General features: G+C 74.3%; 19 protein-coding genes. 13 read left to right on the plus strand and 6 right to left on the minus strand.

The window, feature by feature from the left end:
* Window positions 1-59: 59 nt before the first annotated feature.
* The 5 genes from PSED_RS15315 (at window position 60) to PSED_RS15335 (ending at window position 5,915) form a co-directional block, all read left to right on the plus strand.
* Complete coding sequence (locus PSED_RS15315; protein WP_013675162.1) at window positions 60-722, plus strand: metal-dependent transcriptional regulator; 663 nt, start codon at window positions 60-62, stop codon at window positions 720-722.
* A 148-nt stretch (window positions 723-870) separates the two neighbouring features.
* A complete protein-coding gene (locus tag PSED_RS15320) occupies window positions 871-1,347 on the plus strand; it encodes a formate dehydrogenase subunit gamma (RefSeq protein ID WP_013675163.1) in 477 nt (158 codons plus the stop codon).
* Entirely contained in the window at window positions 1,344-2,843 is a 1,500-nt protein-coding gene (locus PSED_RS15325; RefSeq protein ID WP_013675164.1) for a formate dehydrogenase beta subunit, read from the plus strand. Before PSED_RS15320 ends, PSED_RS15325 begins: the two co-directional genes overlap by 4 nt.
* Window positions 2,840-5,668, plus strand: a complete 2,829-nt coding sequence (gene fdhF, locus PSED_RS15330) for a formate dehydrogenase subunit alpha (protein WP_013675165.1) — start codon at window positions 2,840-2,842, stop codon at window positions 5,666-5,668. The genes PSED_RS15325 and fdhF overlap by 4 nt, the downstream gene beginning before the upstream one ends.
* Complete coding sequence (locus PSED_RS15335) at window positions 5,661-5,915, plus strand: formate dehydrogenase subunit delta (protein WP_013675166.1); 255 nt, start codon at window positions 5,661-5,663, stop codon at window positions 5,913-5,915. The genes fdhF and PSED_RS15335 overlap by 8 nt, the downstream gene beginning before the upstream one ends.
* Window positions 5,916-5,944: 29 nt before the next feature.
* Here the strand turns inward: PSED_RS15335 and PSED_RS15340 are convergent, their stop codons facing one another.
* Window positions 5,945-6,430, minus strand: a complete 486-nt coding sequence (locus tag PSED_RS15340) for a MarR family winged helix-turn-helix transcriptional regulator (RefSeq protein ID WP_013675167.1) — start codon at window positions 6,428-6,430, stop codon at window positions 5,945-5,947.
* Window positions 6,431-6,493: 63 nt separating this feature from the next.
* On the opposite strand from PSED_RS15340, the gene PSED_RS15345 reads away from it, so the two are divergent.
* The 4 genes from PSED_RS15345 (at window position 6,494) to fmdA (ending at window position 10,054) form a co-directional block, all read left to right on the plus strand.
* A complete protein-coding gene (locus PSED_RS15345; RefSeq protein ID WP_013675168.1) occupies window positions 6,494-7,591 on the plus strand; it encodes a substrate-binding domain-containing protein in 1,098 nt (365 codons plus the stop codon).
* A 162-nt stretch (window positions 7,592-7,753) separates the two neighbouring features.
* Window positions 7,754-8,044: a hypothetical protein gene (locus tag PSED_RS15350; protein WP_013675169.1), complete on the plus strand. Its 291-nt coding sequence runs from the start codon at window positions 7,754-7,756 to the stop codon at window positions 8,042-8,044.
* Window position 8,045: 1 nt separating this feature from the next.
* Window positions 8,046-8,684, plus strand: coding sequence for an AmiS/UreI family transporter (locus PSED_RS15355; RefSeq protein ID WP_013675170.1), 639 nt, complete (start codon window positions 8,046-8,048; stop codon window positions 8,682-8,684).
* Between the two features lie 116 nt (window positions 8,685-8,800).
* On the plus strand, window positions 8,801-10,054 hold the full coding sequence (gene fmdA / locus PSED_RS15360) for a formamidase (protein WP_013675171.1): 1,254 nt from the start codon (window positions 8,801-8,803) through the stop codon (window positions 10,052-10,054).
* A 67-nt stretch (window positions 10,055-10,121) separates the two neighbouring features.
* Here the strand turns inward: fmdA and PSED_RS15365 are convergent, their stop codons facing one another.
* Both PSED_RS15365 and PSED_RS15370 read right to left on the minus strand, forming a co-directional pair.
* Window positions 10,122-10,436 carry a hypothetical protein gene (locus PSED_RS15365; RefSeq protein ID WP_041759689.1) on the minus strand — a complete coding sequence of 105 codons (315 nt, stop codon included), beginning with the start codon at window positions 10,434-10,436 and terminating at the stop codon, window positions 10,122-10,124.
* Between the two features lie 170 nt (window positions 10,437-10,606).
* The gene (locus PSED_RS15370) at window positions 10,607-11,992 is read right to left on the minus strand and encodes an RNA polymerase sigma factor (RefSeq protein WP_013675173.1); all 1,386 of its coding nucleotides are present in this window, start codon (window positions 11,990-11,992) and stop codon (window positions 10,607-10,609) included.
* A gap of 748 nt (window positions 11,993-12,740) precedes the next feature.
* Between PSED_RS15370 and PSED_RS15375 the strand changes: the two genes are divergently transcribed.
* Complete coding sequence (locus PSED_RS15375) at window positions 12,741-13,631, plus strand: inositol monophosphatase family protein (protein WP_013675174.1); 891 nt, start codon at window positions 12,741-12,743, stop codon at window positions 13,629-13,631.
* Window positions 13,632-13,685: 54 nt separating this feature from the next.
* Here PSED_RS15375 and cei read toward each other — a convergent pair whose 3' ends face one another.
* Both cei and PSED_RS15385 read right to left on the minus strand, forming a co-directional pair.
* Entirely contained in the window at window positions 13,686-14,345 is a 660-nt protein-coding gene (cei, locus tag PSED_RS15380; RefSeq protein ID WP_013675175.1) for an envelope integrity protein Cei, read from the minus strand.
* Window positions 14,342-15,433, minus strand: a complete 1,092-nt coding sequence (locus PSED_RS15385) for a phosphotransferase family protein (protein ID WP_013675176.1) — start codon at window positions 15,431-15,433, stop codon at window positions 14,342-14,344. The genes cei and PSED_RS15385 overlap by 4 nt, the downstream gene beginning before the upstream one ends.
* Before the next feature lie 342 nt (window positions 15,434-15,775).
* Here PSED_RS15385 and PSED_RS15390 point away from each other — a divergent pair, with 342 nt between their 5' ends.
* On the plus strand, window positions 15,776-16,078 hold the full coding sequence (locus PSED_RS15390; RefSeq protein WP_013675177.1) for a DUF4193 domain-containing protein: 303 nt from the start codon (window positions 15,776-15,778) through the stop codon (window positions 16,076-16,078).
* A gap of 90 nt (window positions 16,079-16,168) precedes the next feature.
* Here PSED_RS15390 and PSED_RS15395 read toward each other — a convergent pair whose 3' ends face one another.
* On the minus strand, window positions 16,169-16,660 hold the full coding sequence (locus tag PSED_RS15395; RefSeq protein ID WP_013675178.1) for a DUF3093 domain-containing protein: 492 nt from the start codon (window positions 16,658-16,660) through the stop codon (window positions 16,169-16,171).
* Window positions 16,661-16,734: 74 nt separating this feature from the next.
* On the opposite strand from PSED_RS15395, the gene dut reads away from it, so the two are divergent.
* Window positions 16,735-17,244, plus strand: coding sequence for a dUTP diphosphatase (gene dut, locus PSED_RS15400; RefSeq protein WP_049803687.1), 510 nt, complete (start codon window positions 16,735-16,737; stop codon window positions 17,242-17,244).
* Window positions 17,244-20,429: a DUF3710 domain-containing protein gene (locus PSED_RS15405; RefSeq protein ID WP_013675180.1), complete on the plus strand. Its 3,186-nt coding sequence runs from the start codon at window positions 17,244-17,246 to the stop codon at window positions 20,427-20,429. The genes dut and PSED_RS15405 overlap by 1 nt, the downstream gene beginning before the upstream one ends.
* Window positions 20,430-21,078 lie beyond the last annotated feature (649 nt).

The raw sequence follows: 21,078 nt of genomic DNA on the forward strand, positions 1-21,078 counted from the left end.
CGCGTCCCGGACCGGCTGTCGTACGGTTCCGGTCGACGGACGTGCGACGAGAGGCCCGAATGACCGAATCCGCGGCGACGGAGAACTACCTGAAGGTCCTCTGGACCGCCGGGGAGTGGTCCGACGCGCCCGTCACCGTCTCCGTGCTCGCCTCGCGGCTGGGCCTGGCGCCGTCGTCGGTGTCGGAGGTGGTCCGCCGCCTCACCGATCGGGGCCTCGTCGCGCATGCCCGTTACGGCACCATCGAGCTCACCCCCGACGGCCGCCGGATCGCGCTCGGCACCGTCCGCAAGCACCGCTTGATCGAGACGTTCCTGGTCGACTACCTCGGCTACACCTGGGACGAGGTGCACGACGAGGCCGACCTGCTCGAGCACGCCGTGTCGGACACGTTCGTCGACCGGCTCGCGCTGCGGCTCGGCGAGCCCGACCGCGACCCCCACGGCGACCCGATCCCGCACGCCGACGGGAGCTTGCCGGGCGGCGACGAGCTGACGTTCGACGCGGTCGCCGAGGGGAGCCGGGTGCGGGTGGTGCGGGTCTCGGACTCCGATCCGCGGATCCTGCGCCACCTCGACCGCCTCGGGATCGCGCTGGGCAGCGTGCTGGAGGTCGTCGAGCGGCACGAGAGCGCGGGCACGATCGACGTCATGCACGGGCGCCGCGCCGTCGTGCTCGGAATGCCCGCAGCCAGGGCCATCCGCGTCGAGGCGATCGGCTGACGGCGGCCGGCCCGTCATGGACGGCCTGCGATGGACCGCCCGTGATAGGCCGCGGCTATCACCGCATAGGAACATTCATTTTGACGGCCCCCGGGCCCGACCCCAGAGTCACGTGCATGACACGCAGCCGTGATCACCGGGGACGCCCGTGACCGTCGAGGCGCCCACCGGGCGGGTGGCCGAGATCGTCGGACGGATCGTCGAGGCCCATCGCGGCTCCCGGGGACCGCTGCTGCCGATCCTGCACGCGGTGCAGGCCGAGCTCGGCCATGTCCCGCCGTCGGTCGTGCCGCTGCTCGCCGAGCGGCTCAACCTCTCGCGGGCCGAGGTGCACGGCGTCGTGACGTTCTACCGCGACTTCCGCGCCGCCCCGCCCGGCCGGGTGACGGTGCGGGTGTGCCGGGCGGAGGCCTGCCAGGCCGTCGGCGGACAGGCGCTGCTGGAGCACGCCGTCGCGAGCCTCGGCGTCGAGCGCGGGGAGACCACGCCCGACGGCGCCGTCACCCTCGACGAGGTCTTCTGCCTGGGCAACTGTGCGCTGGGCCCCGCGGTCCAGGTGGGCGACCGGCTGCACGGCCGGGTCACCCCCGCCCGCCTGGACGCGCTGATCGGGCAGTGCCGGTGAAGGTCTTCGTCCCCAAGGACTCCGCCGCGGTCTCCGTCGGGGCCGACGAGGTCGCCGAGCTGCTCGGACGCGCGGGCGCGCAGGTCGTCCGGACCGGTTCCCGGGGCATGCTGTGGCTCGAGCCGCTGGTCGAGGTCGAGACCGCGGCGGGCCGGGTGGGGTACGGGCCGGTCGCCCCGGAGGACGTCGACGGTCTGGTCGCCGCCGGATTGCTCGACGGCACCGCGGACGGCCTCGGGCTCGTCGAGGAACTGCCGTGGATGCGCGCCCAGCAACGCCTGACGTTCGCCCGCGTCGGCGTCGTCGACCCGGCCGACCCGGACGACCACGAGCGCCACGGCGGACTCGAGGGCCTGCGCGCGGCGCTGGCGATGGACCCTGCTGATGTCGTCACCGCCGTCACCGACTCGGGGCTGCGCGGGCGCGGCGGGGCCGGGTTCCCGACGGGCGTCAAGTGGAAGACCGTCGCGCAGGCGTCGTCGGCGGTGAAGTTCGTGTGCTGCAACGCCGACGAGGGCGACAGCGGCACCTTCGCCGACCGGATGCTGCTGGAGGGCGACCCGTTCACCCTGCTCTGCGGGATGACGATCGCCGGGTACGCGGTCGGCGCCTCGGAGGGCTACGTCTACGTGCGCTCGGAGTACCCGGATGCCGTCGCGGCTGTTCGGACGGCGATCGTGGCGGCCCGGGAGCGGGGCTGGCTGGGGGACTCGGTCCTCGGTTCGGGCTTCGCGTTCGACGTGCACGTCCGTGTCGGCGCCGGCGCCTACATCTGCGGCGAGGAGACCTCCATGCTGGAGAGCCTCGAGGGCAAGCGGGGCACGGTCCGGCCGAAGCCGCCGATCCCGGCGCTGGAGGGGTTGTTCGGGCGCCCGACCGTCGTCAACAACGTGTTGTCGCTGGCCTCGGTGCCCACGATCCTGGCCGACGGTCCGCAGGCGTACGCGGCGCTGGGTGTCGGCCGGTCACGGGGAACGCAGGTGTTCCAGCTGGGCGGCAACGTCGCCCGCGGCGGGGTGGTCGAGACGGCGTTCGGCATCTCGCTGGGCGAGCTGGTGGAGACCTTCGGCGGCGGGACCCTCTCGGGCCGACCGGTTCGTGCGGTGCAGGTCGGCGGCCCGCTGGGGGCGTACCTGCCCGTCGAACAGTTCGACCTGCCGATGGACTACGAGGCGTTCGCCGCGTCCGGGGCGATGGTCGGGCACGGCGGCGTCGTCGTGTTCGACGACACCGTGGACATGTCGGCGATGGCGCGGTTCGCGATGGAGTTCTGCGCCGAGGAGTCGTGCGGGCGCTGCACGCCGTGCCGGATCGGGGCGGTCCGCGGCGTGGAGACCATCGACCGCATCCGGGCGGGCGAGGACCGCGAGGCGAACCTCGTCCTGCTCGAGGACCTGTGCGAGCTGATGACCGACGGCTCGTTGTGCGCCATGGGCGGGCTCACCCCGCTCCCGGTGCGCAGCGCGATCCGCCACTTCGGGGAGGACTTCCGGTGACGCTGCTCGAGGAACCCGACTTCGGTACCCCGGCCCGGCCGGGGCAGGCCACGGTCGAGGTGACCGTCGACGGGGTCGCCCTCACCGTGCCGCCGGGCACGTCGGTGATGCGGGCCGCCGCGCAGGCCGGCTGCGCGGTCCCCAAGCTGTGCGCCACCGACAGCCTGGAGGCGTTCGGCTCGTGCCGGCTGTGCGTCGTGGAGATCGACGGCGCGCGTGGGACCCCCGCCTCCTGCACGACGCCCGTCGCGCCCGGCATGGTCGTGCGCACCCGGTCGGAGAAGCTGGAGAAGCTGCGCCGCGGGGTCATGGAGCTCTACATCTCCGACCATCCGCTCGACTGCCTGACCTGCTCGGCCAACGGCGACTGCGAGCTGCAGGACATGGCCGCCGCGACCGGGCTGCGCGAGGTCCGCTACGGCTCCGGTGTCGACGCCGGCGCGAACCACATGGACCTGCCGAAGGACACCTCGAACCCGTACTTCGAGTTCGACCCGGCCAAGTGCATCCTCTGCTCGCGCTGCGTGCGGGCCTGCGACGAGGTCCAGGGCACCCTGGCGCTGACCATCGAGGGCCGCGGGTTCGGCTCGACGGTGTCACCGGGTGGCACGGACTTCCTCTCCAGCGACTGCGTGTCCTGCGGGGCGTGCGTGCAGGCGTGCCCGACGGCGACGCTGCAGGAGCGCTCCGTCGTCGAGCTGGGGCTGCCGACCCGTTCGGTCGTCACGACGTGCGCCTACTGCGGTGTCGGGTGCTCCTTCAAGGCCGAGGTGCGCGGTTCCGGGGAGGCCACCGAGGTGGTCCGGATGGTCCCGCTCAAGGACGGCGGCGCCAACCAGGGCCACTCGTGTGTCAAGGGCCGCTTCGCGTTCGGCTACGCGAGCCATCCCGACCGGGTGCTGGCGCCCCGGATCCGCGAGTCGATCAGCGACGACTGGCGCGAGGTCTCGTGGGAGGAGGCCATCGGGTTCGCCGCACGTCGGCTGCGCGCGATCCAGGCCGCGCACGGCCCCGGGTCGATCGGCGCGATCACCTCCTCGCGGTGCACCAACGAGGAGGTCTACGTCGTCCAGAAGATGGTGCGGGCGGCGTTCGGCAACAACAACGTCGACACCTGCGCGCGGGTCTGCCACTCGCCGACCGGTTACGGGCTCAACCAGACGTTCGGCACCTCGGCGGGCACCCAGGACTTCGCCTCGGTCGACGACGCCGACGTGATCATGGTGATCGGCGCCAACCCGACCGACGCCCACCCGGTGTTCGCGTCGCGGATGAAGCGGCGGCTGCGCCGGGGCGCAGCCCTGATCGTCGCCGACCCCCGCTCGATCGACCTGGTCCGCAGCCCGCACATCGAGGCCGCGTACCACCTGCCGCTGGCGCCGGGCACCAACGTCGCGATCGTGAACGCGATGGCGCACGTCGTCGTCACCGAGGGACTGGTCGACCGCGAGTTCGTCGACGCCCGCTGCGAGGGCTTCGACGAGTGGGCCGCGTTCATCGCCGAGCCCGCCAACAGCCCGGAGGCCGTCGAGGAGATCACCGGCGTCCCGGCCGCCGACGTGCGCGCCGCCGCCCGGCTCTACGCCGGCGCCCGCAACGCCGCGATCTACTACGGCCTGGGCGTCACCGAGCACAGCCAGGGCTCGACGATGGTCATGGGGATGGCCAACCTCGCGATGGCCACCGGCAACATCGGGCGGCGCGGTGTCGGGGTGAACCCGTTGCGCGGGCAGAACAACGTGCAGGGCTCCTGCGACATGGGCTCGTTCCCGCACGAGCTGCCCGGGTACCGGCACGTCGGCGAGGAATCGGTGCGCGACATCTACAACGAGCTGTGGGGCGTGGAGGTCCTCGACGAGCCCGGCCTGCGCATCCCCAACATGTTCGACGCCGCGCTCGACGGCTCCTTCCGCGCGCTGTTCGTGCACGGTGAGGACATCGCGCAGTCCGACCCCAACACCGCCCACGTCGAGGCCGCGCTGTCCGCGCTCGACCTGGTGATCGTCCAGGATCTGTTCGAGAACGAGACGGCGAGGTTCGCCCACGTCCTGCTGCCCGGCACGTCGTTCCTGGAGAAGGACGGCACGTTCACCAACGCCGAGCGGCGGATCAACCGGGTCCGGCCGGTGATGCCCGCGCGCACCGGCAAGCAGGAGTGGCAGATCGTGTGCGAGCTCGCGCAGGCCATGGGCTACCCGATGCACTACGACGACGCCGCGCAGATCATGGACGAGATCGCGCTGACCACACCGACGTTCTCCGGGGTCTCCTTCGCCCATCTCGACGCCGTCGGCTCGGTGCAGTGGCCCTGCACCACCGAGCGGCCGGAGGGGACGCCGATCATGCACGTCGACGGGTTCGTCCGCGGGCTCGGCAGGTTCGTGCCGACCCGCTACGTCCCGACGCGTGAGCGCAGCACCCGTCGCTTCCCCCTGATCCTCACGACGGGCCGCATCCTGTCGCAGTACAACGTCGGCGCCCAGACCCGGCGCACCGCCAACGTCGCGTGGCATCCCGAGGACCTGCTCGAGATCCACCCGCACGACGCGGAGGTCCGCGGCATCGCCGACGGCGACCGCGTCGAGCTCTCCAGCCGGGTGGGGACGACGTCCTTGCGCGCCAGCATCTCCGCCCGCATGCCGGTCGGGGTCTGCTACACCACGTTCCACCATCCGGTCAGCGGCGCCAACGTCGTCACCACCGAGAACTCCGACTGGGCGACGAACTGCCCGGAGTACAAGGTGACCGCGGTGCAGGTGACGCCGGCGACGACGCAGGCCGCGGTCGAGCGTGGCGAGGCGCCGGTGGGGGCCGGTCGTGGCTGACCCGGCGCAGGCGCACCCGGCGCACGCGGGCGCCGAGCCCGTCGTGCGGCTCGTCGAGGAGATCGCGGTGCAGTTCGAGCACCGGCCGCCCGACGCCGCGGCCGCCGAGATCGCCGCACACCTGAGGCGGTTCTGGGACCCGCGGATGCGGCGCCGGCTCGTCGACGCCGTCGCGGCGGGTGCGGTCGGCGACCCGGTCGTGGTGCGCGTGGCGCAGGTGCTGGCGCCGGGGGTTCCGGCGCGGTGAGGCGACCCCCGGGCCGGGCGGGACCGGGGTCAGGCCGGGTCGGCGAGGACGGACGCGGCGGCCTCGGCGCCCGGCACCTGCAGGCCCCGGCGCAGCCGGCCCAGCAGCTCGTCGAACACGGCGGCGTCGGGTCCGAGGATGCGGGAGAACTCGCGCCTGACGCCGGCCGCGGCCTCGTCCCAGACGGCGAGGGCCTGCTTACCGCGCGGCGACGCCGCGATCAGCACCCGGCGGCGGTCGAGCTCGTCGGCGCGGCGCAGCACCAGGTTGGCCGACACCATGCGGTCGACGAGCTTGCTCAGCTTGGGCGCGAGCATCATCGCGTGCTCGGCGACGACGTTCATCGGGCAGCCGCCGCGCTCGGCGAGCAGCGACAGGATCCGCCACTGCTCGATGTCGGCGCCGTGGGCCTTCAGGGCCTCCTCCAGCCGCTGCTCGGCGGACCGTCCCACGAGTGCGAGGAGACGGAGGGTCTCGTCGTCGATCTCGTCATCGGGGTCGAGGCGAGGGGCCATCCCTGGATACTAACCGCACGATCGGAGTAACACCGTGCCGCACGGTGTCGCTAGCGTCGTCACATGCCCATTCACGAGGCGTCGCCGCGACTGACGGTGCCGCCGTCGGCCGATCCCGACGTCCTCACCATGGCGCTGGTCGTCCCGCTGCAGGGACCGGCCGGCATCTTCGGGCCTTCCTGCGAGAGCTGCGCCGAGCTCGCGGCCGAGGAGATCAACGCCGAGGGCGGCGTGCTGGGCCGCGAGCTGCGGCTCGTGCCGGTCGACGGGGGAGCGGCACCGGAGGTCGTCGCCACCGAGGTCGACGCCCTGATCCGGGCCAACGCGATCGACGCCGTGACCGGCTGGCACATCTCCGCCGTGCGGGAGGCGGTCGCGCCGCGCATCGGGGGGCGCGTCCCCTACGCCTACACGGCGCTCTACGAGGGCGGCGAGCACCGCCCGGGGGTGTTCCTGACCGGCGAGACGCCCGACCTCCAGCTGGGACCGACGCTCGACTGGTTCGCCGGCACCGTCGGCGTGCGGCGCTGGACCATCGTCGGCGACGACTACATCTGGCCCCGTCGCTCGGCGCGGATCGCCGCGGACCACCTGCGGTCGATCGGCGGCACCGTCTGCGACGAGATGTACGTCCCGCTGGGGACGACGGACTTCGACGGGGCGCTGGGCCGCGTCGAGGCCAGCGGCTGCGAGGCCGTGCTGATGCTGCTGATCGGCGACGACGCGGTGTGTTTCAACCGCGCGTTCAGCGCCCGCGGCATGGACCGCGACATCCTGCGCTTCAGCTCGCTCATCGACGAGAACGTGCTGCTGGCGTCGGGGGCGTCGAACACGCGCGGGCTGCTCACCTCCGCCGGCTACTTCGAGGACCTCGGGACGACGCCCGGTCTCGACTTCGCGGCCGCCTACTTCCGCCGCTTCGGGCCCGACGCGCCGGTGCTCAACAGCCTGGGCGAGTCCTGCTACGAGGGCGTCCGGCTGCTCGTCGCGCTGATGCGTCGCGCGCACTCCGCCGAGGTCGGGTCGGTGACCTCGGTGTCGGAGGGGCTGGCCTACGAGAGCCCGCGGGGGACGGTCGTCGTGCGCAACCGGCACCTGCAGCAGCGGGTGTTCCTGGCGGTCGCCGACGGGCTGCGCTGGGACGTCATCCAGGAACTCTGACCTGGCGGTTCGCGCACGTGCGCGGGGGTCCCCGCGGCCCGTCCGGCCGACCGTTGACAGCAGCCGTCACAGCCCGTAGTTTCCGGAGAAATTATTTCCGGCCACGGGCATCGCGAGCGTGTGTCCTTCCGGTGCCCCACAACGACGTGGAAGGAGTGACCGGTGGCGACCTATCGATACCGCTGCGGCAGCCACGGTTCGTTCGACCTGAGCGCACCGATCGGCACCGCACCCGGCACGGCGCCGTGCCCGGGGTGCGCCCGGCCGTCGACACGCGAGTACACGGCACCGATGCTGGGCCTCGCGCCCCGCGCCGCCGTCGCGCTGCTCGACCGGACCGCGGCGACGGCCGAGACTCCCGCCGTCGTCTCCGCGCCGCCCCCGCGGCCGGCCCACCGGCGTACCCCGCTCGCCCCGCCGAACCCGGCGCTGCGCCGGCTGCCGAGGCCGTGAGATGGCGGCCGTCGGACTGATCTACGTGGGCGCCGTGCTGTTCCTCAACGGCGCCATGCTGCTCGGCTGGGTGGAGGCCCGCTCCGCGGCGCCGCTCAACCTGTTCGTCGGGATCCTGCAGGTCATCACCCCGACGTTCCTGATCTTCACCGCCGCGGGCGACCCGGTGATCGTGCTCAACGCATCGGGGCTCTACCTGTTCGGCTTCACCTATCTGTACGTGGCGTGCAACCTGTTCTTCAACCTCGACGGCACCGGACTCGGCTACTTCTCGCTGTTCGTCGCCGTCGCCGCGGTCGCGTACTCGCTGGTGAACTTCATGCGCCTCGGCGATCCCGTCTTCGGCGTCATCTGGCTCTACTGGGCGTTCCTCTGGTTGCTGTTCTTCCTGGTCCTGGGCCGCGGGATGGAAGGGCTGGGCCGCTACACCGGCGCCGTCGCCGCGATCCAGGGCTGGGCCACCGGCGCGCTCCCGGCAGCCGTGCTGCTGCTCGGCTTCTGGGGCCGTAACGCCACCTTGATCGCCTGGGTCGCCGCGATCGCCGGCATCGTCGTCTTCGCCGCGATCTACGTCCCGTTGCGCCCCAAGGGGACCGCAACACCCGCACCCTCCGGGACCCCGTCCGCCGCGGCCGTCTGACCGCGCGGCGCCCCGGCGCCGGCACACCCGGCGGTCGCGCACCGCCGTGACCGCACCACCTCATCGGTACGCCCTGGTTGTCACGTCCCTGTCCGTACGCACCGCAGGAGAGCGTCATGCCCGAAGTCGTCTTCCCGCTCGACTCGAACAAGAAGTTCACCGAACAGCAGATCGTCGGTCACAACCGGTGGCACCCGGACATCCCGGCGCAGGTGCAGGTCAAGCCCGGCGACTCGTTCCGGGTGCACTGCCGTGAATGGTTCGACGGCGCGATCGTCAACGACGACTCCGCCGACGACATCCTGAACGCACCGCTGGCGGGCGTGCACGTGCTCAGCGGACCCCTCGCGGTCGAGGGCGCCGAGCCGGGTGACCTGCTGATCGTCGACATCCTCGACGTCGGTCCGATCCCGCAGGAGGACTCCGGTCCGCTCGCCGGCCAGGGCTGGGGCTACACCGGCGTGTTCGCCACCCGCAACGGCGGCGGGTTCCTCACCGAGCAGTTCCCGGACGCCTACAAGGTGATCTGGGACTTCCAGGGCGGCAAGGCGACGTCGCGGCACGTCCCCGGGGTCTCCTTCACCGGCATCGTGCACCCCGGTCTGATGGGCACCGCGCCCTCGGCCGATCTGCTCGCGAAGTGGAACGCGCGCGAACAGGCGCTCATCGACACCGACCCGAACCGCGTCCCGCCGCTGGCCCTGCCGCCGCTGCCCGACTCGGCCATCCTCGGCAGCCTCTCGGGCGCCGACTTCGACCGGGTCGCCGGCGAGGCCGCCCGCACCGCGCCGCCGCGGGAGAACGGCGGCAACCAGGACATCAAGAACCTGACCAAGGGGACCCGGATCTTCTACCCGGTGTTCGTCGAGGGCGGGAAGCTGTCCATGGGGGACCTGCACTTCTCCCAGGGCGACGGCGAGATCACGTTCTGCGGCGCCATCGAGATGGGCGGGTTCATGGACCTGCACGTCGACGTCATCAAGGGCGGCATGGCGACGTACGGGGTCTCCGAGAACGCGATCTTCATGCCGGGCAACACCGACCCGCAGTACAGCGAGTGGCTGGCCTTCTCCGGCACGTCGGTGACCCTCGGCGGCGAGCAGCGCTACCTCGACTCGCACCTGTCGTACCAGCGGGCCTGCCTGCACGCGATCGACTACCTGACCAAGTTCGGCTACAGCCCCATCCAGGCGTACATGATCCTGGGTGCGGCGCCGATCGAGGGCCGCCTCTCGGGTGTCGTCGACATCCCGAACTCCTGCTCGACGGTCTACATCCCGACCGCGATCTTCGACTTCGACGTGCGGCCAGGCAAGAACGGCCCGCACCAGGTCGACCCGGGTATGGGCGTCCCGATGTCGCCCGCCTGAGTCCCGTGGGGGGTCGTCGGCCCCGGTCGCCCCGTGCGGCCGGGGCCGACGCGTGCCAGGCGTCGGCTCAGCGGGCGGTTCCGAGGCGCGGGAGATCGGGAAGCAGCGCGCCGAGCCTGCTCCGGGCGAGCCCGGGCAGCCGGCGTCTGCTCTGCAGGTGGGCGAAGACAGGCCGCAGATCGGGATCGGCGAGCAGCTCGGCCCGCGGCAGGTGCGGCTCGACGGGCCGGAACACGCCGTCGGCCTCCCACCCCCGGTCGGCCCGCGGCACCGCGTCGGTCAGGAAGTCGACGACGCCGACGATTCCCTGGCACCGCCCCGACCGGTAGACCACGGCGCGGGTGCCACTGGCCGTCGACCGCAGGCAGCACATCGTCCGCACGACACCGGGGTCGAGCTCGTCCCCGCTGCCCGCCCGGCGGACGAGGACGAGATCCGGTTCCGGACCGGCGCCGCACCCCGCAGCCGTCCTCGGCCCGCGACCGGCCGACGTCGCGAAGGCCCCGAGCCGCGGGGGCGACTCGGGGCCTTCGTCGTGGTCGGTGCGGACCGTCAGTCCAGGTAGTCCCGCAGCACCTGGGACCGCGACGGGTGCCGCAGCTTCGACATCGTCTTCGACTCGATCTGGCGGATCCGCTCGCGGGTCACGCCGTAGACCTGGCCGATCTCGTCGAGCGTGCGCGGCTGGCCGTCGGTCAGACCGAAGCGCAGCCGGACGACACCCGCCTCACGCTCGGACAGGGTGGCCAGCACCGACTGCAGCTGGTCCTGCAGCAGCGTGAAGCTCACCGCGTCGACCGCGACGACGGCCTCCGAGTCCTCGATGAAGTCGCCGAGCTGGCTGTCGCCCTCGTCGCCGATGGTCTGGTCGAGCGAGATGGGCTCCCGGGCGTACTGCTGGATCTCCAGCACCTTCTCCGGGGTGATGTCCATCTCCTTGGCCAGCTCCTCCGGGGTGGGCTCGCGGCCCAGGTCCTGGAGCAGCTCGCGCTGGATGCGACCGAGCTTGTTGATGACCTCGACCATGTGCACCGGAATGCGGATGGTGCGGGCCTGGTCGGCCATCGCGCGGGTGATGGCCTGGCGGATCCACCACGTCGCGTACGTCGAGAACTTGTAGCCCTTGGTGTAGTCGAACTTCTCGACCGCACGGATCAGGCCGAGGTTGCCCTCCTGGATCAGGTCCAGGAACGCCATGCCGCGACCCGTGTAGCGCTTGGCCAGCGACACGACGAGACGCAGGTTGGCCTCGAGCAGATGGTTCTTCGCGCGCTCACCGTCGCGGACGATCCAGCGCAGGTCGCGCCGCAGCTGCGGGGAGACCTTCTCGCCGGACTCGATCGCCCGGCGCAGCCGCTCGGCCGCGTAGAGGCCGGCCTCGATGCGCTTGGCGAGCTCGACCTCCTCCTCGGCGTTGAGCAGCGCGACCTTGCCGATCTGCTTCAGGTACGCGCGGACGGAGTCGGCCGAGGCGGTGAGCTCGGCGTCCTTACGGGCCTGCCGCAGCGCCTCCGACTCCTCCTCGTCCCAGACGAAGTCGCCCGACTGCTTCTGCTGCGAGCTACGGGTCGTCGGAGCACGACGGTTCGCGCCGGTGTTGGTCGGCTCCTCCTCCTCGTCGTCCTCGTCATCGTCGTCGTCGGAGTCGTCCGAGTCGGCGGTCTCGGGCTCGTCGTCGACCTCGAGGTCGTCGAGCTCGACGTCCTCGAGCTCACCGGCCTCGGGCGAGCCCTCGAGGTCGACCTCGTCGCCGTCGGCGTCGCCGTCGGCCTTCTTCGTCGCCGGCTTGGCCGCGGGGCCCGACCGGGCACGCGTCGACTTCGTCGCGGTCTTCTTGGGGGCTCCCGTCGTTCCCGCCTTGCGCCGGCGGGCCGGAGCCGACGCCACCGCCTCGTCGACGGTCGTGTCGGTGCGGGTTGCGGAGTCTGCGGCTGCCACCTAGGCCCTCTCGCTGCGTGCGCTCTGCTCGTCGCCGGAGACACGGAGGATCCGGCTGTCATGATGTCGAGACTGTCGATGACCTCGCTTCGTCGTGGGTCGCCGTTTCGTCTGGGTTCGGCCGGCCTCACGGGGCGGGGTACCGCGTCATTGTAACTACGTCTGCGCCGAGAGTTCGCACGTCGCATGCGTCGCGTGCCGTCGCAGTGCGCCGGACGGTCGCCGACGCGCCCCCAGTGGCGCTTTCGGAGGGCTCCTGCCGGGTCGTCGCCGGCGTCCCCGCCGCGGGCTCCGCGCCGCATCGGCGCTGCGTACGGGCCCGCTCCTGCGCCAGGAGGCCACGAGGGCGGGCGTCCGGCGCCCGAGCGCGGCCCCTACCGCCGCCCCTACCGCCGCCCGTGCCGCCTCCCGTGCCGCCTCCCGTGCCGTCTCCCGTGCCATCGCGTGGCCCGGCGCGCCCCGGCCGCCGACGAGCCCCCGTGAGTGCCGATGGTCGCCCGGCGACCATCGGCACTCACGACCCCGCGTCCGTCGCCGTCGACCCGTCGCCGACGACTCCGGCCCGTCGCCGACGACTCCGGCCCGTCGCCGATGACCGCGGCCCGGCGTTCACGACCGTGGCCCGCCGATCCGACGCCCGGTCATCGCTCACGAGCGGGCCGGTCGACCCGGTCCCGGGCCGCCTGTCCGATCGCGGCACCCGACCTGAGCCTGCGCGTGTCCCGAGGGGTGTGGTCGGATTGCGCCCATGCAGGCTCGACCGGACGCCGACCCCGACCCCGACGCCGACGCCGCGGGCGACGACCCCGCCGTGCTGCGGTCCGTCGCCGAGCGGGTGGCCCGCGAGGCCGCCGAGCACCTGCGGTCGCTGCCGCCGCCGAGGTCGTCCGCGGACGGGGACGGGGGTGGGGACGTCCGGGGTGCCGTGCGTACCAAGTCGTCGCCCACCGACGTCGTGACCGCGGCCGACGAGGCCGTCGAGGCGCTGGTCCGGACGCGGCTGGGCGAGCTGCGGCCCGGGGAGCACGTCCTCGGCGAGGAGGACGGCGGCGACGCGGCCAGGGCGCGCTGGGTCGTCGACCCGATCGACGGCACCGTCAACTACCTCTACGGCCTGCCCGCGTATGCGGTCTCGGTCGCCGCGGTGCGCGACGGCGTCAGCCTGGCGGGGGTCGTCGTCGATCCCGTGTCGGGGCGGACGTGGAGCGCGGCCCGCGGCGGGGGCGCGACGCTCGACGGGCGGCCGTTGGGCGTCACCGTCGAGACCGACCTCGCGCAGTCGCTGGTCGCCACCGGCTTCTCCTACCGCGCGCAGCGCCGGGCCCGGCAGGCGCGGATGGCGGCCGGGATGCTGCCGCGGGTGCGGGACCTGCGCCGCGGCGGCTCGTCGGCTCTCGACGCGTGCGCCGTCGCCACCGGCTGGCTCGACGGCTACGTCGAGCACGGGCTGAACTGGTACGACTGGGCCGCGTCGGCACTGATCGCGGCCGAGGCCGGTGCTGTCGTGCGGGTCCCCGGCCCGCCCGGCGCCGCGCCACCCGACGACGGTCTCGGTGCCGACGCGGTGCTCGTCGCCGCGCCCGGCATCGCCGCCGCGCTCGCCGCGCTCGTCCGTGAGCACGGCGCGGCCGAGGTCTGAGTCCGAGGGCACGGGTGTCCGCGGGGGCAGGCCTCGCCGGGAGCGGGCCGGCGCTCAGCAGGGGGTGTCGCGCGCCTTCTGCAGCAGCGCGGGATCGACCGCGGGACCCGGCGGCGTGCCGGCACCGCTCTCGTCGGCGTTGCCGGACCCGTCGCCGACCGACGGGTTGGCGAGCTGGTCGAGCACGTCGCGGGCCGTCGAGCTCGGCTTGACGTCGGAGAACGCGGTCCCGACCGCGAGGTCGACGCTGTCGTCGCCGCGCGCGTCGCGCACCAGCTCGGTGCAGGGCACCACGATCGCCAGCGTGGCCGCGGCGGCGGCACCCGCCTCGCCGAAGCGGATCTGGCCGCGACAGTCGAGGTCGCCGTCGGGGTAGAGGGGGTCGTTGCCGGGCGCGCCCGCCTCGGCGAACCCCAGGTCGCCGAGCTGGGCGGCGACGAGGTTGGCCTGCCCGCGCTGGCCGCCACCGTTGAGTACCCGCACCTTCGACGCGGCGGCCGCGGCCGGCGTCACCGACTCCAGCGACGAGGCCTCGACGACGGTCCCGGCCGTCCCGGCCGCGGGCGCCGGACACGACGTGGTCCCGGCGCCGCCCGAGGACGTGATCAGCACCGTCGTCCAGGTGGCGAGCGCGACCACGGCGAGCACGCTCACCAGGATCGCGACCGGACGGGTGCGCCGTCGCTGGTAGGGCCGCAGCGGCCGCGCCGTCATCGGTCGATCCCGTGGTCGAGCACGTGGTGGCCCAGCGCGACGAGCGGGTCGACCGCGCCGTCGAGGCCGTCGGCCATCTCCGCCGGCACCGAGCCCGCCTGAACCCGCGCGAGGATCCCCGCGAGGACGACGGCGAGCTTGAACGCCCCGAACCCGACGTACCAGGGCAGCGGCGCGAGGTCCAGGCCCGACCCGGCGGCGTAGGCCGCGGCGATCCCGGCGCGCGTCGGGAAGCCGGGCAGCCGGGTGGGCGACGGGATGCGCTGCGCGGCCCGCCACACGGGGTGCTCGTCGGCCTCGCACCAGTAGACGAGCATCAGCCCCAGGTCGGCCAGCGGGTCCCCGAGGGCGGAGAGCTCCCAGTCGAGGACGGCGAGGATGCGACCGGGGTCGGCGGCGTCGTAGACGCAGTTGTCGATGCGGTAGTCGCCGTGGACGATCGTGTTGCGCTGCGTGGTGGGCACGGCGGCCGCCAGGCGTGCCGACAGCGCGGTCAGCGACTCCTCGGTGGCCTGCCCGACGCTGTCGAGTCCGCTGTCGCGAGCGGCGTCCCACTGTGCGCCCCAGCGCCGCACCTGGCGGGCCATGAAGCCGTCGGGCCGCCCGAAGGACGAGAGCCCGACCGCGTCGATGTCGACCGCGTGCAGCGCGACGAGGACGTCGACGAGCGCGGCGCCCGCGCGGGCACGGTCGGCCGGATCGCCGGCCCACCCGTCGGGCAGCGTCGCGAGCGGGACGACGCCGTCGACCATGTCCATGACGTAGCAGGGCGCGTCGACCGGCGGACCGCCGTCGGAGTGCGCGAGGACGCGGGGCACCGGGACGGCGGTGTCGCGCAGCGCGGAGATGACCGTGCGCTCGCGTCCCATGTCGTGGGCCGTGGCCGCGACCTCGCCGACGGGGGGCCTGCGCAGGACGACCGCTCCGGCCGCCGAGCTCACCCGGTAGGTCAGGTTCGACCGGCCGGCCCCGATCATCTCCAGTGTGCAGTCGGCCCAGGCGGACTCGCCCAGCCGGTCGGCGAGCCAGCGGCCCACGGTCGTCGGATCGGCCCCGGGGTGCCGCCCCGCGACGGTCTGGTCAGCCACGAGCGCAGACCCTAGTGCCACCGACGGTCCGCGACGCCCACGCCGCGACGGGTGTCACGGACCGAGTTCAGGCGTGTGCATCATCCGCGTGCCGACCTGGGGTGCAACCGCTCGGCGACGACTGGTCGGCCGACGCGGCACGGGCTTGCACCCTGAGCTACCCTCTCGGCCCCGGGGGGACAGTCCCGTGCTGCGCCGGTGCCGCGTCGGGCGTTTACCGGGGGCGCCGCTGTGATGCTCTCGATTGAGACGGGCGTCACGTCGGGACCGGGCACAAACCCCGCTGCCGTGACGTTGTCGCGGCACGGCGAAGACACAGTGCAGAAGTTGAGGGTGGGAACGATGGCGACCGATTACGACGCTCCGCGTCGCAACGAGAGCGACGACATGGCCGAGGACTCGTTGGACGAGCTCAAGGCCCGTCGCAACGAGGCGCAGTCGTCCGCGGTCGATGTCGACGAGTCGGACACTGCGGAGAGCTTCGAGCTGCCCGGGGCGGACCTGTCGGGCGAGGAGCTCACGGTCAAGGTGTTGCCCAAGCAGGCGGACGAGTTCACCTGCGCGAGCTGCTTCCTGGTCCACCACCGCAGCCGGCTGGCCGAGACCCGCGGAGCCCAGTTCATCTGCCGCGACTGCGCGGCCTGAGACGACGACGGGCCCGGTACCGCAACCCACACGGGTAGCGGTACCGGGCCCGTGTCGTCGAACCGCGCCGTCGCGTCGTCGGTGGCAGGCCTATCCGGGGTTGCCGGCGGCCAGTGCCGCGCGCAGCCGGTCGGGATGGCGCGTGCTGACGATCCAGTACGGCACGTCGGACGCGGGATCGAGGATCTCGACGCGGACGACGGGCCCGACCCAGGCCCGGTGCATGAGGAACGCCTGCGGGTCGAGCTCGGGGCCCAGCGCGACCTGCTTGTCGCGGCGCTCGACGGTGTCGGTGCGCCCGACCAGCGCGAGCGGGACCGACTCGTCGGCGACGCTGAACACGCCGTCGGCCACCCGCACCTGGGTGCGGCCCAGCCAGTACAGGGCGCCCACGCACAGCGGCACCAGCACGACGTAGCCGATCCACGACCGGACGCCCGGGTAGCCCATGTGGATCTCGGCACCCAGCAGGACCCCGACGCCGACGGCCACCAGGTACCACCAGAGTGGGACGGACAACCGCTCGTCGAACGCAACACGGCCGGACGTCGCAGACGGCGGGGGTGACGGGTGCTCGCTCACGGACGTCGAGGGTAGCCTCGACCGTCGTGCCCGGCTCCCTCGACGCTCCCCAGCCCGAGCCCCCCGCCGCGCCGCTGCCCGAGCCGTTCCCCGAGCCGCTCGTGGGCCCGGCGCTCGAGGTGGCTCTCGTCCGGCTGGATCCCGATGTCCCGCTGCCGTCCTACGCCCGTCCCGGCGACGCCGGGGCCGACCTGGTGACCACGGCCGACGTCGTGCTGGCGCCGGGGGAGCGGGCCGTCGTCGGCACCGGGATCGCCGTCGCGCTGCCCGTGGGCTACGCCGGCTTCGTGCACCCGCGCTCCGGGCTGGCCGCGCGCGCGGGGCTGTCGGTCGTCAACACCCCGGGCACCATCGACGCCGGATACCGCGGCGAGATCCAGGTGTGTCTGATCAATCACGACCTCCGCGAGGATCTCGTGCTGAGAAAGGGTGACCGGATAGCCCAGTTGGTCGTTCAACGAGTGGAACACGTCAGGTTCGTCGAGACCGACGTCCTGCCCGGCTCCGTCCGCGGAGCCGGTGGCTACGGCTCCACCGGGGGCCACGACCGGCTGTCCCAGCATGCCATCGAGGAGATCGCGTAGTGGCACGACGCGACCGCACCGGGCTGCGTTCCGCCGCGCCCGCCGCCGAGCGTGACGGGTACGCCGACCGCGCCGACGACCGCTACGACTACGACGACGAGTACGACGACTTCGACGACCGCGTCGACGACGGGTACGAGGACGAGTACGACGCGTACGACGACGAGTACGACGACGGCTACGACGACGGCTACGACGACGACTACGACGACGACCACGCCGACGACCCGCGGCGTCCGTCGTTCGACCCGGACGCGCCCGGTCCGTACGACGTCGAGGACGTCGAGGGTCCGGCGCCGAGCACGGGCGGCGAGGACAACGTCGACCCCCGTGAGTACAACAGGCTCGCGGGCGACCACCCGGCGACGCCCGCCCTCTCGCCCGCGCACCAGGCCTGGGCGGCCTCCGTCCTCGACGGGCTGACCGATTTCGGCGCCGTCCGGATCCGCGTCCCGGCCGACGGCAACGTCGACCTCACCGTCCCGCCGTCGGGCACGATGCAGGCCGTCCACGTGATGGTGCCGCAGGGCAAACTGTCGGTCAGTGCGCTCGCGGCGCCGCGCTCCGAGGAGCTGTGGCCGACGCTGGCGTCGGAGATCGAGGCGTCGCTGCGCGACGGCGGCGCCACGGTGCGGCGGACCGAGGGGGAGTGGGGCCTCGAGCTGCACGCCCACACCGACGTCGCGCAGTCCGTGTTCGTCGGTGTCGACGGGCCGCGCTGGATGGTCTACGGGGTCGCGACCGGTCCGCAGGCCTCCACGGCGCAGCTCGACGGGGCGCTGCGGCTGCTGCTGCGCGGCATGGTCGTCGTCCGCGGCCGGCTGCCGTACCCGCCCCGGACCGTCCTGCCGCTCGAGCTCCCCGAGGATCTCAAGAAGCGTCAGCAGGAGCAGGTCGCCGCCGCCGAGAAGACCGCGGCGGCGGGCGGGTCCCCGGCCCCGACGCCCGCGCCGGACCCGGTCACGGCCGCGATTCCGGTGCGCTCGGCGCCCTACCGTCCCGTGCCGTACGACGTGGACCGTCCCGACGGGCGTCGGCCCGCCGGGCCCCGCCCGCCGCACGCCGCGCCTCCCGGGCGCGGTCCCGCAGGCCGGCCCGAGGGTCCGCGTCCCGGTGACCCCGTGCGTGGCCGCCCCGCGGCGCGCAACGGCGCGCCCGGCCCCGACGCCCAGCCGCGCCCGGTCGCGCCGCGGGGCGGGCGCGGTCCGGTGAATGGTGGAGCTCCGGTCAACGGCCGGGCTCCGGTCGACGGTGCCCCGGTGAACGGCGCCGGTCCGGTGAACGGGTCGGCTCCGGTGAACGGCTCGGCTCCGGTCAACGGGTTCGGTCCTGCGAACGGGCGGCCGCCGGTCGACGGCCGCGCCGCGGCCCTGGGCCGGCCAGGGGATGTGGGGCCGGTCGGCGACGCGCCGCCGCCGAACGGTCGGCCGCTCGCGGGCTCCGCTCCGACGGGCACGGCCCCGAACGGCTTCGCCCCGAACGGCTTCGCGCCCAACGGCGTCGCGTCCAATGGCATCGCGCCCAACGGTTCGGGCGGCTCCGCGCCCGACGGTCCCGCCGGGAACGCTCCCGTGCCGCCGGGACCCGCGAACGGGTTCGGCCCGGTGGAGGGCGCTCCGCAGCGCGCGGAGGCCAACGGTCACAACGGTGCGCCGCGACAGCACCCGGCTGCTCCCGACCCGCGGGTGCGCGACGTGCCCGACGGACGCAACGGGTACACGCCCGAGAGCGGTCGCTTCGGCCGCGCCGGCGCCCCGGACCCGTTCCCCGCACGCGGTGGCGACTCCGGTGCGTTCGCGCGCCGCGAGGACCCGGCCCCGCGGAACGGCGTCTCGCCCGACGCGCCCCGCGCCGTCCCGCGCGGTCCGCGCGCCGGGGACAGCGGCCCCGTCGCCCGCCCGGCCGCCGACAGCGGCACCTTCGGTCGGCCCGCGGGGGACAGTGGCTCGTTCGGTCGGGCTGCGGAAGGCGGTTCGTTCGGTCGGCCCGCGGGCGACAGCGGTTCGTTCGCCCGGCCGGCTGCGGACAGTGGCACGTACGCCTCGCCGGCTGCCGGCAGCGGCACCTTCGGTCGGCCTGCGGACAGCGGCACGTTCGCGCGGCCTGGCGGGGACAGCGGGTCGTTCCGTCGACCCGGCGGGGACAGTGAGGCCTTCCCCCAGCCCGGCGGGGACAGCGGTTCGTTCGGTCGGCCCGCCGCGGACGGCGGCGCGTTCGGTCGTCCCGGCGACCCGGCCCGGCCCGGCGAGCCGATGCGGCCCGGTCCGGCCGGTCGCGCCGACCGCCCGTTCGAGGCCGGCTGGACCGGCGGTTCCGGGCCGCGGCACGGCGGCCCCGCCGGCGCGGCACCCGAGCAGCCCGCGCATCGGGCACCCGGCCGCGAGACCGTCGACCCGTTCGCCGGCCGCCCCCTCGACGGGCCGCCGCGCAGCGGACGCCGCGCCGCCGACGGGGGCCGTGAGGCGTTCCGGCCGCCGGCAGGCGCACGTCCGGGCGGTCGCCGCCGCGCGGACGACCCGGGTCGTCCGCAGTACGTCGACCCGCGCGGGACGCTCGCAGGACCTCCGCCCGGCGCGGGCCGCCCGGTCGGCGGGCCCGGTCCGGTCGCGTCCGGCGGGCCCCGCGACCTCGGCGGGAGTTCCGGGACCGGCGCGTATCCCGCCCACGGTGAGGATGCCCCCGGTGCCCGGTACGACGGACCCGTCTCCGGTGGCCACCGTGCCGAGGCCCGGCGCGGGCCGGGCACCGACGACGGTCGCGGAGGCACCGGCCACGACGGCGACGCCTGGTACGACCGGCCCCGGCACGGGGGCGCCCCCGACCGTGACGGCCGTCGGTACGAGAACGTCGTCGGCGACGGGCCCGGGCGCGCCGGTCCGCGGCACGGCGGTCCCCGGTACGACGGTCCCCGGTACGACGGCCCCGGGTACGGCGGGTCGCGGCACGACGAGGCCGGCGGCCTCGGGCCCTCCGGGTATGCCGGACGTCCCCCGCACGACCGGACTGCGGCGGGCGACGGCCCGTCGGGTCGTCATGAGCGCCCCGGGCGCCACGGCGGCGGACACCCCGTAGCCGACCCCGACGAGGACCGTCCGGCCCTCGCGTTCCTCAACGGCGACCCCACGACGATGTTCGAGGCCGCCGAGGACGACCGAGTCGGCGGGCGCCACCACCGTCCGCGCTGACCCGCGGGACGAGCTCGCGGCGCGCTGATCCGGGAGGTCGTCGCCGCTCGCCGGGCCGGGTCTCGTCGCCGGCGGGTGGGCCCGGGGGTCCCGCGCGGGCGTCACCGCGGCCCGCGCTGACCCGGGACGCTGTCGCCGCTCGCCCCGCCCGGTCTCGACGCCTCGCGCGGACGCGGACACGAGCCCGGCGCCGTCGGGCGCGGGACGCGGTCGCCGTCCGCCCGGCTCGACCCGACACCGTCACTGAGTGCGGCCGACGCCGCCCGACGCGCTACCGGGCGTACTCCCACCCCCGCCGGGCGCAGCCCGACCCCGCCGGGCGCGGGACGCGAACGGCGCGGTCGGCTCGGTCCGACGCCGCCGCCGGGCGGCCTGGCGCCGTCGGGCGCGGGGCGCCGTCATGCCGGGTGCGGGACGCCGTCACCGCCCGCCCGGCGCGGCCTCGGCGGCCACGAACGCGGCCGGTCCGGCCCGACTCCGATACCGGGTGCGGCCCGACGCCGCCGGGCGCTTCGACCCCGTCAGGCGCTTCGACCCTGTCAGGCGCTTCGACCCCGTCAGGCGCCTCGAGCCGCGGGGCGCCTCGACCCGCCGGGCGCCCCGACGCTGCCGGACGCGGGAGGCCGTCGCCGCGTCGGCCCGGTCCGAC

The organism is Pseudonocardia benzenivorans CB1190 (assembly GCF_000196675.2).
GTDB classification, from domain to species: Bacteria; Actinomycetota; Actinomycetes; order Mycobacteriales; family Pseudonocardiaceae; genus Pseudonocardia; species Pseudonocardia benzenivorans.